The 8804-nt window shown below is 62.8% G+C and carries 8 protein-coding genes; 3 read left to right on the forward strand and 5 right to left on the reverse strand.

Annotation, left to right across the window (positions count from 1 at the left end):
* Positions 1-96 precede the first annotated feature (96 nt).
* The 3 genes from HGO40_RS05685 (at position 97) to HGO40_RS05695 (ending at position 3377) form a co-directional block, all read left to right on the forward strand.
* Positions 97-1026, forward strand: coding sequence for an alpha/beta fold hydrolase (locus HGO40_RS05685; RefSeq protein ID WP_250962233.1), 930 nt, complete (start codon positions 97-99; stop codon positions 1024-1026).
* Positions 1027-1170: 144 nt separating this feature from the next.
* Positions 1171-2559, forward strand: coding sequence for a 2-oxoadipate dioxygenase/decarboxylase HglS (gene hglS, locus HGO40_RS05690; RefSeq protein ID WP_250962234.1), 1389 nt, complete (start codon positions 1171-1173; stop codon positions 2557-2559).
* Positions 2560-2858: 299 nt separating this feature from the next.
* A complete protein-coding gene (locus HGO40_RS05695) occupies positions 2859-3377 on the forward strand; it encodes an Hcp family type VI secretion system effector (protein WP_250962235.1) in 519 nt (172 codons plus the stop codon).
* A 510-nt stretch (positions 3378-3887) separates the two neighbouring features.
* Here the strand turns inward: HGO40_RS05695 and HGO40_RS05700 are convergent.
* The 5 genes from HGO40_RS05700 to HGO40_RS05720 form a co-directional block, all read right to left on the reverse strand.
* The gene (locus tag HGO40_RS05700; protein WP_186708648.1) at positions 3888-4061 is read right to left on the reverse strand and encodes a hypothetical protein; all 174 of its coding nucleotides are present in this window, start codon (positions 4059-4061) and stop codon (positions 3888-3890) included.
* A 26-nt stretch (positions 4062-4087) separates the two neighbouring features.
* On the reverse strand, positions 4088-4330 hold the full coding sequence (locus tag HGO40_RS05705; protein WP_250962236.1) for a hypothetical protein: 243 nt from the start codon (positions 4328-4330) through the stop codon (positions 4088-4090).
* A gap of 65 nt (positions 4331-4395) precedes the next feature.
* The gene (locus tag HGO40_RS05710; RefSeq protein WP_250962237.1) at positions 4396-5466 is read right to left on the reverse strand and encodes a lipocalin-like domain-containing protein; all 1071 of its coding nucleotides are present in this window, start codon (positions 5464-5466) and stop codon (positions 4396-4398) included.
* Positions 5456-7924 (reverse strand): FtsX-like permease family protein, encoded by a 2469-nt coding sequence (locus tag HGO40_RS05715; RefSeq protein WP_284739010.1) that lies wholly within the window; start codon positions 7922-7924, stop codon positions 5456-5458. Before HGO40_RS05715 ends, HGO40_RS05710 begins: the two co-directional genes overlap by 11 nt.
* Complete coding sequence (locus HGO40_RS05720; RefSeq protein WP_250962239.1) at positions 7924-8592, reverse strand: ABC transporter ATP-binding protein; 669 nt, start codon at positions 8590-8592, stop codon at positions 7924-7926. Before HGO40_RS05720 ends, HGO40_RS05715 begins: the two co-directional genes overlap by 1 nt.
* Positions 8593-8804: the final 212 nt, after the last annotated feature.

Genomic DNA, 8804 nt, shown 5'->3' on the forward strand with positions numbered 1-8804 from the left:
CAGGGTTCCTGGGCAACGATGTTCCTGGGTTAAGCTTCACTGAACACCGCCTGATCCGTTTGATTACATTCTGTCGCAGCCCATGGAGGGCAAAACATGCTGGTGTTGTTCGTGGTTATTGCTGTACTTATCGCCTGGAGTTGGTTGACCTATCCCGGCATCGGCCATGTGATCTACGACATGAGCATGGCCTTGGAAGCACGCCTTTACCGGTTGCGCAAAATCACCGTGCCCATCAGTGAAATGACCGTGTCGACCTGGCAGGGCGGGCCTTATGAAGCATCGGCGAGCATCCTGATGCTGCACGGCTACAGCGGCGACAAGAACCTCTGGCTGCGGGTTGCCCGACAGTTTGTCGGTGATTACCGAGTGGTGATCCCCGACCTCCCCGGCCATGGCGAAACCGGCTTCAAGGCCGGCGGCGGCTACGACATCCCGACCCAGGCCCGGCGGGTGATCGAGTTGCTCGACGCCTGCGGCCTGGACAAGGTCCACGTGATCGGCAATTCCATGGGTGGGCATCTCGCCGCGTGGCTGGCGGCCACTTCGCCTGAACGTGTGCTGACCCTGGCGCTGCTCAATCCGGCCGGCGTCACCTCCCCCCAACCCAGTGACATGGACCGCCAACTGGCCGCCGGTCGTAACCCGTCCCTCGTGCATTCGCGGGAGGAATTCATGCCGTTCTACGCAATGACCATGGCCTCGCCGCCCTGGGTGCCGGGCATGGTCATGGCCGCCGTGGCCGAGCGTTATGTACAGCAGCGCGAAGAACTGGCGGAGATCTACACCGACTTTCGCGCCAGCCCGCCAATGGAGCCCCACTTGGCCGCCATTCGTGCCCCTTCGCTGCTGCTCTGGGGTCGCCAGGACCGGGTGATCGACGTCAGCAGCGTGCCCGTATGGAGCAAGGGCATAGCGGACCTGCGTGTGGAAATCTGGGACGGGATCGGCCACCTGCCCATGATCGAACAACCGGGGAAAACCGCGGCGCTGTACCGTGACTTTCTCAAGGGATTGGGGCAGTGATCATGATGCAAGCAACGCCCCGTGGTGAACCGGTGGGTCAGTCCCTGGCAGAATGAAGTCCTGAAGATTCTTCGTTTGCCGGGACCGGCGAAGGCTGCGATCTTTCGTCCAACTTTCCCACAGCCCTCGCCAGGAATTCTCACGATGAGCTTCGTCAGCCCCGACCTGATCCGTCAACGCTTCTCCAAAGCGATGTCCGACATGTACCGCGACGAGGTGCCGTTGTATGGCGCACTGATGGAGCTGGTGGAACACACTAACGCCCAGGTCCTGACCGAACAGCCGGAACTGGCCGCCCACCTGCGCAACACTGGCGAACTCGAGCGCCTGGACCTGGAACGCCACGGCGCGATCCGCGTCGGCACCGCCGCCGAGCTGGCGACTCTGGGGCGACTGTTCGCGGTCATGGGCATGCAGCCGGTGGGCTACTACGACCTCACGCCAGCCGGTGTACCGGTGCATTCCACCGCGTTTCGCGCCGTGCATGAAAGCGCCTTGCAGGTCAGCCCGTTCCGGGTGTTTACCTCGCTGCTGCGCCTGGAACTGATCGAGAACGCCGAGCTTCGGGCCTTTGCCGAATCGGTGTTGGCCAAACGGCAAATCTTCACCGCTGGCGCTCTTGAGCTCATTGACCTGGCCGAACGCCAGGGCGGCCTGAGCGAAACCCAAGCCGAGGACTTTGTCCTACAGGCCCTGGAAACCTTTCGCTGGCACCACAGCGCCACCGTCACTGCCGAACAATATCGGCAACTGAGCGCCCAGCATCGCCTGATCGCCGACGTGGGGGCGTTCAAGGGCCCGCACATCAATCACCTGACGCCGCGCACCCTGGACATCGACCTCGTCCAGGCGCGGATGCCCGTGCATGGCATCACCCCCAAGGCCGTGATCGAAGGCCCGCCCCGTCGCCAATGCCCGATCCTGCTGCGCCAGACCAGTTTCAAGGCGCTCGATGAGCCCGTTGCCTTCACCGACCAGCCCCAGACCCGGACCCAGCCCCAAGGCAGTCATAGCGCCCGCTTCGGCGAAATCGAACAACGGGGCGCCGCGCTCACACCCAAGGGCCGTGCGCTCTATGACCAATTGCTCAACGCCGCACGCGATGCGCTAGGGGCGTTTCCCAACGAAGCCAACGCCGAACGCTACAACGTGCTGATGGCCGAACATTTCGTCGCATTCCCGGACAACCACGATGAGCTGCGCCAACAGGCATTGGCGTATTTCCGTTATTTTCCGACGCCCAAGGGCCTCGCCGCCAAGGGCACCCTCAAGGCAGCGACCTCCCTGGAACACTTGCTCGAACAGCAATACCTGCGGGCCGAGCCCTTGGTGTACGAAGACTTCCTGCCCGTCAGCGCCGCCGGCATCTTCCAGTCGAACCTCGGCGACGCCGCCCAGAGCCATTACGCCGGGCAATCCAACCGCCAGGCCTTCGAGGCGGCGCTGGGGCGAGGGACCATCGACGAGTTGGGGCTGTATGCCCAGACGCAACAGCGCTCTATCGATGAGTGCAGGGCTGCATTGGGCGTGTAGGAATACGCCGAAGGATAAAACGGCAAGAAGTTGCCTGGGGGGCGTGCAGCGTGGCGCGCCATCCTGGGCGGTTCTGCCCGGGTGGCGCGGTGTCCGGGTGAGCCGCGAGGATCTGTCATGCGCCGGGCAAGGATTTGTGCGCTTTGTGGCCCTGCTGGTGGGAATTGCCATACACTCTCAAATCAACTTATTGATATATATGGTTTTTTTGAAAGTGGCACAGCTCTTGATAACCGTCAGGCCACCTCGGGGCGAGTTCCGTCCCAGGCTCTATCGTTATCCAGGACGGAGAGCATCCCTTGCCTACCCCCGCGTACATGTCCGTTACAGGCACCAAACAAGGTCTGATCACTGCCGGTGCGTTTACCGCCGACTCAGTGGGCAACACTTATCAAGAGGGCCATGAAGATCAGGTCATGGTGCAGGCTTTCGAGCACCAAGTGACAATCCCACGCGACCCTCAGTCCGGCCAGCCAACCGGTCAGCGCATACACAAACCGCTGATCATCACCAAGGTCTTCGACAAAGCATCACCACTGCTGCTGGCAGCCCTGACGAGCGGCGAACGCCTGACCGACGTCACGATCCAGTGGTACCGCACTTCGGCCGCCGGCACTCAGGAGCATTACTACACCACTAAGTTGGAGGACGCGATCATCGTCGATATCAAGGACTACATGCTCAACTGCCAGGCCCCAGAGAACGCACATTTCACCCATCTGGAAGACGTGCACTTCACGTATCGCAAGATCACCTGGACCCATGAAGTCAGCGGTACCTCGGGGTCGGATGACTGGCGTGCACCCACCGTCGGTTGAATCAGAGATAGCCGCTCACGCATCGGCCAACGCTGTTGGCCAGTTGGCAAACAAATAATTGAAAGTCATTAATTCAGGACGGTGTTCGCCCAGTGCGACGGCCTCGGCAATCCATGCACTGGTAAAGAGCCTGACACTGGGCGAACGGGGACAATAATAATGGAACTTTCAGACTATGTCCGGGAGACTGTTTAAATAATTCTTTAATGTTGAAGCTTGCATATTTCTGTAGGAGCTGGCGAAGCCTGCGATCTTTTGACCTTTCGCTCAAGACTCAAGTGTCTGGGGAAAGATCGCAGCCTCGTTGCACTCGACAGCTCCTACACAGTGTACGCAAAGCTTCTGCGTATCCCGGCGGGAGCAAGCTCCCTCGCCACGGTGTTTAGAGGCGGCTTATGCGCTGGCTGCACAAACAGTTATACAAAACATGGACAAGTACACAAAAGTTATCGGCAAAAATTTAAACAGCCATTAAAAACTCTTTTTTAATACCCGCCGGCATGACGCACTTCATCCACGCCGTCCGGTTTTTTGCGCATCAGTGTCCCCCGCATCAGGGTCACCGTGTTGCTGTTTGCGCTTGGCCGGGTCATTGGGCCGCAAGGCATCGTTATCGCGTTCCACTTCGCCGGGCAATGCTGGCGCGTCCGGGTTGGGCCGGGTTTGATCGGGGCTGTGGTTCATGGCGAACTCCTGGGGTCGTTCGGGATTCAGGCATCGGGGTCGGCGACTTCTTCGGCGACATTGGCATCCGGAGAGCGAAGGTGCAGTTGCTTGGCCTGGGTCTGCAAATCCTGCCAGCGTGCCAGATCGATGGCGCCGCGGCCGAACAGGTCATCGGCCACCTGCCTCAACTCAGTGAAATGAGCATCGGGGGACTGCTGCCGGTAGGCCTGGTCGTCGAACAGTCGCTGCCAATCGGCCAGCGACGGAAGCTTGAGGTCATCGCCCATGACGGACTCCTGCGAGACATTCATAGGTTATGAGGGTCGGTGTTCGCGGGGAGTTCCAGTGATTTTCAGTAGCCGGTCATTTCCAGGTAACCCGTGCCGCCCTGGTTGCCACTCAGCCGTACCGGGCCTTCCCAATAGGGAATGCGCAAGTCCATCCAGGCCTTGGGATTGAGTGCCTGGGTGATGATGTCGAGTTGTTTGCCGGGGATCTTGATGGCCCAGCGTACCGGCATCGAGCGCCCGGAGACCTTGGCCGTGTCCAATGGCACGAGACTGATCTCCTCGGCGCGCAGGGTTTGCGCCCGGCCCTGGGCATCGATCCAGGTGCCCGTGAGGTAAGGCGCGCCGTGCTTGTGGCGCATGCGATAGAGCATCAGGTGCTCGCCATTGTCCAGGTGCAGGGAGAACCAGTCCCAGCCGGGCTGGTTGGCTGTCAGGGGCTGGCTGCTCCATTCGCGATCGAGCCAGGCCGGGCCGCTGACCGTGTAGCGCTGGCCGTCGATTTCCAGTTCACCATTGGCCTGGAAAAACGGCTGGCTGTAGTAGTACGACGCCTGGCCCTGTTCGGATTTCTGGCTGAAACCTTGATCGCCCTGCAACACCAACGGACGGTTCGACGTCAGCCGCAAGGCATAGCTGAAGCGTCGGTCCCGAGCCTTCAATTGCATGTCTGCCAACGGCTCGGCCGCTGAAGCCTGGGTGCCGAATTGCCAGTCGTCGATCCAGGCCTCGAAGGGGGCCACCTTTACCCCGGCCTGCCCCACCCCACCTCGCGCATAACGCTCGGCGGCATGGTGCACGCTGTCGGAAGTGACCGCCGCATGACCGAGCCAGATCGTCTGGTTGCGCCAGCCGCTGGCTTGGGGTGCGGCATTCAACGCGCTGCGAAACAGCGTCCATTGCACGCCGAACTCCCGGCCTTGGGCATCCTTGAGGTTGGCGGTGACGTACCACCACTCGATGCGAAAACCTTCATGAATACCGTGGTCGGCCGGGAAACTGAACACCCGCCCAGGCACGACCGGCGTGAACGCGACAGCCTGGTCACCGAGGCCGGCGAAGCCCTTTTGCGCCGGCGCCGAGTCATCACAACCGCTGAGCAACGCCAGCAGCAACAGGCCGGCTTTAATTTTCATGGGCAAAGGTCCTCAGCAAATCCGCCGGCTGCGTGCGGTACAACGCATACAGCGGCCAGGCCGATGCCAGGAGCGTGGCGAGCATCGCCAGGGCCAGCAACTGCGCCAACTGCAATGGGAACACCCGCAACGGCAGGCGCCAGCCGAAAGCCTGCACATTGATCACCGCGTCCAGGCACCAGGCCAGGGCAATGCCCAGCGGCAAGGCCAGGACCAGGGTCAACAGCGCCAGTAGCCAGGTCTGGCCGAGGTTGAGCAACATCAATTGCCGACGCGTCACCCCCAGCGCCCACAGCGGCGCCAACTGGCCGAGACGACTCTGGCTCTGGGTCAGCAGGCTGATGAACAACGCCACCCCGGCTACCGCCAGGGTCAGGCTGTTGAGGGCGGCGGTGGCGGCGAAGGTGCGTTCGAACACCTGGGTCGACCAGCCCTTGAGCCGGGCCTGGTCGACGATGCGGCTGTCATCCAGGCCGAACCGGCCCTGCAATGCCGTCACTAGCGCCGGGATCGCGGACGGCTCGATGCGCAGGTTGAAACGGTTGGGCGTCAGGTTCGGCCAGTGCGCCAGCAAGTGCTCGACGTTGACAAGCACATGGCCCTTGGGATTGCCGTAATCGGCGTAGACACCGACGATGCGCAGTGCCCAAGGTCCGTGCGGCGTCGGCAAGGCCAACTGATCGCCGATCCTCACCTTGAGGCGTCGGGCCAGTTGTTCGCTGAGCATGAGGGTGTCGGCGGCGGCCAACTGCTCCCACGGCTTGTCGCCGGACGATTCCAGCAGCGGCCAATGCTGGCGATAGTGAGGGTGGTCGAGGATGCCATGGATATCCGTCGGCCAGCCCTGCAACGGGAGCGAGACTTGCCAGAGGGGCACAACGGCAATAATCGCCGGTTGCTGCTTGAGCCAGGTATGCAGCTCTTCGGCCTGGGCCGGGGTTTGCGGGTTGATGTACAACTCGGCGCTCAGCCGTTGTTCGAGCCAGTTGCTGAACGTCTGGCGAAAGCCGGCGGTCATGCTGCCGGCGCCGATGTTCGCCGCCAATGCCAACAGCAGGGCCATCAGCGCCAGGCTCAGGGGCGGCAATTGTTGGCGGCAATCGGCGAGAACCCATTGCCCGAGCACCGAGCGGCTGCGGCGCAACAACCACGTCAGCACGCCGCTGAGCAACACCGGCAAGGCCAGTGCCGCGCCCAGCAACAAGGCGGTCATCAGGACAAAACCGCTGGCCAGGCTGTCGCCCCAGACCAACGCCGATGCGGCAATCAACGCCGCCACCGTCGCCACCCAACCCTGGCGTCGCAGCCAGCGCCCATGGGCTTGATGCCAGGCTTGGGGATTGGCCAGCGCCAGCAAGGGCAGGCGCGCCGCCCGCAACAGGCTGTCGGCGCCGGCCAGCAGCGCGCCAAGCACGCTCAGGCCGCCCCCGCTGAGCCACCACACCGGGCTGAGGTTCAAGTGCCCGGCCACTTCAGCACCGTACAAGCCCCGCAGGCTCGCCGCGACATCGGGCAATAACAGGCTCGCCAGCCAATAGCCGCTGAGCACCCCGGCGATTCCACCGAGCAAGGCCAACCCGCCCAGTTCCATCGCCAGGCTGGTGACCAGTACCCGCGCACTGACGCCACAGGCCCGCAGGGTTCGCAACAGGCTGCGGCGCTGTTCCAGAGCCAGGCCGATGGCCGCATGAACGATGAACAGCCCCACCACGAAGGATAAAAAGCCCAGGGCGTCGAGGTTCAGGTGGAAACTTTCGGTCAGGCGCGAGAGGTTGTTTTCTTCATCGGCGCGCTTGAATTGCAGTCGATCGCCGAACGCCTCCGGCAACGCGGCGCTGAACGTCGCGGGCAACAGCAGCCGCGACAGGTGGTCCGGCATTCCGAGTACCGCTTGGGCAAACCCGATGTCCATCAACAGCATGCCCGGCGCCATGTCCTCTTGGACATGCAGCGGCGGCAGGGGTCGTCCATCGACGGTTTGGGGCTGGTCGCCCTCACCCAGCCCCCGTGCCTGCAAAGTCTGCGGGGCGATCCAGGTACGACCGGGACTGGTAAAGAACTCCACCACCTCGCTCATCTCCCGCGCCTGTCCCGCCAACGCCGCACCGGGCGGCAGCGACACCGGGTCGATGCCCATCAGTTGCAGACGCTGGTCCTCGTGCCCCTTGAGCACCACCCGGGCCTGCAACACCGGCGACACCGGCCAGCCCTGGCGCCGCAAATCGACAAACCATTGCTGAGGGAAGATGCCGCCGCCGGGTGCAGTGAGGCTGGCCTGGGGTTCGCCGCCGATCAGTTGGCTGGCCCGGGCGTAGTTGTCCCGGGCCTGACTGTTCAGCGCTTGCACGCCGGTGAGCAGACTGGTGGCGAGCCAGAGGCCAGTCAACACGCTGAAGAACTGCACCGGGTGCTGGCGCCAATGGCTGAGCAGGGCCTTGAGGGCCTGGCGAAAAATCATCACCCCTGGGCCACCTGCGCCAACCGTCCGCCATGCAATACCACGCGTTGGGCCAGGCGAGCCGCTACCCGGGGACTGTGGGTCACCATCAACAGGCTGGTGGGGCTGCCCTCCAGCAGTTCCAGCAACAGTTGCAGCACTTCGTCACTGGTGGCTTCGTCGAGGCTGCCGGTGGGTTCGTCAGCCAGCAACAAGGGCGGTCGAGAAGCCAGCGCCCGCCCCAGCGCCACCCGTTGCTGCTGGCCGCCGGAAAGCTGCTCGGGGTAACGCCGCAGCAACCCTGAAAGCCCGAGCCGCTGCACCAGATGGGCTTGCCAGGCCGCGTCATAGCGACCGCACAAGCGGGCCTGGAACGCCAGGTTGTCTTCCACCGACAAGCTGCTGATGAGGTTGAACTGCTGGAAAACCAAGCCAATTTCCGTGCGCCGCCAATTCGCCAGCTGGCTTTCACTCATGCCGTCGAGTCGATATTCGCCACTGCGAATGCTCCCGCGATCGACCTTGTCCAGCCCGGCAACCAAATGCAGCAAGGTACTCTTGCCGCTGCCAGACTCCCCCATCAGCGCCAGGCTGCTGCCGGGCATCAGGGTCAGGTCGACGCCCTGCAGCACCGGCAACGGGCCTTGGGGCGTGGGGTAGCTTTTAAAGACATCGCGGACTTCAAGCATGGACAGCCTCGACGGGTGGGCGTGAGGCTCAGGATAGCGGAGGTTGGGCACACTCAACACCTCCACCCACTCACCCACCGCCATCGCGAGCAAGCTCGCTCCCACAGGGTTTACCGTTGATCAATCCGTGGCGTGATGGCTGGGTAGCTTTTGTGGCGAGGGAGCTTGCTCCCGCTTGAGTGCGCAGCGCTCATCGCTTTTTTTGGGGCCGC

This window comes from Pseudomonas sp. CG7 (assembly GCF_023701885.1).
Lineage (GTDB): Bacteria > Pseudomonadota > Gammaproteobacteria > Pseudomonadales > Pseudomonadaceae > Aquipseudomonas > Aquipseudomonas zanjanensis.

What these genes read in the sequence shown, in the direction of transcription:
- HGO40_RS05705 (WP_250962236.1), bottom strand. Translation starts at nt 4,330, where the DNA reads ATGGGCGATGACCTCAAGCTTCCGTCGCTGGCCGATTGGCAGCGACTG.
- HGO40_RS05710 (WP_250962237.1), bottom strand. Translation starts at nt 5,466, where the DNA reads ATGAAAATTAAAGCCGGCCTGTTGCTGCTGGCGTTGCTCAGCGGTTGT.
- HGO40_RS05700 (WP_186708648.1), bottom strand. Translation starts at nt 4,061, where the DNA reads ATGAACCACAGCCCCGATCAAACCCGGCCCAACCCGGACGCGCCAGCA.
- HGO40_RS05720 (WP_250962239.1), bottom strand. Translation starts at nt 8,592, where the DNA reads ATGCTTGAAGTCCGCGATGTCTTTAAAAGCTACCCCACGCCCCAAGGC.
- hglS (WP_250962234.1), top strand. Translation starts at nt 1,171, where the DNA reads ATGAGCTTCGTCAGCCCCGACCTGATCCGTCAACGCTTCTCCAAAGCG.
- HGO40_RS05685 (WP_250962233.1), top strand. Translation starts at nt 97, where the DNA reads ATGCTGGTGTTGTTCGTGGTTATTGCTGTACTTATCGCCTGGAGTTGG.
- HGO40_RS05715 (WP_284739010.1), bottom strand. Translation starts at nt 7,924, where the DNA reads ATGATTTTTCGCCAGGCCCTCAAGGCCCTGCTCAGCCATTGGCGCCAG.